Source organism: Streptococcus cristatus, assembly GCF_003943515.1.
Classification (GTDB): domain Bacteria; phylum Bacillota; class Bacilli; order Lactobacillales; family Streptococcaceae; genus Streptococcus; species Streptococcus cristatus_D.
In genome coordinates this window covers 1-593 of record NZ_RJPT01000038.1, presented here as the reverse complement: position 1 = coordinate 593, position 593 = coordinate 1, and the positions used below count along the sequence as shown (strand labels likewise).

The window sequence follows — 593 nt, the reverse complement described above, 5'->3', positions numbered from 1 at the left end:
GTGATGTCCATGGGCCTTTTTCTACGATCGCTTTCGTTACGACGTTGATCTTCAGAATACGCGTGAATTTAGCGCTGTCTGTGAAGCTTGGTGCTGCTTCTTTACCATCTTCGTATACGTACTTGATCGTACGGCTCAATTCTTTCACAGCTTCTTGTTGAGCTGACTTGATCTTATCATCTGTCCACTTAGGTCCATCCGGATTCTTAGGATCCATTGGATCGTTTGGTTTCGGTGGATTATTTGGATCGAATGGTACTACAACCTGACGCATAGTAACGGTGAAGGTTTGATCCTTCTTATCGTCATTATCGAAGGTCTTAGGTCCCTTGAACTCATCGTTCACAACTTCGTAACCCTTGTCTGTCAATTCTTTCAGACGGGTTGCGTAGTTGGTTGTACCGATTGGCTCACCTGACTTACCGCTTTCGACAACCTTAGTCAATTCCTTATTACCGTCAGTTTGGTCTACGAAGCTGATAATCGCTTTTTGACCATCCTTCACGTAATTGATTGGTGTGTCCTTAGTTGGATCACTTGGAACTGGTGGTGGGTTGTAACCCTTGCTTGGATCGCTCGGATCTTTCGGTGTC

Annotated in this window: 1 protein-coding gene; it reads right to left on the bottom strand. The window is 45.0% G+C overall.

Translation table 11 applies throughout. From position 1 onward, the window contains the following. Positions 1-593: mucin-binding protein (locus D8791_RS10460; protein WP_185760600.1), on the bottom strand; the 593-nt coding region annotated here is incomplete at both ends.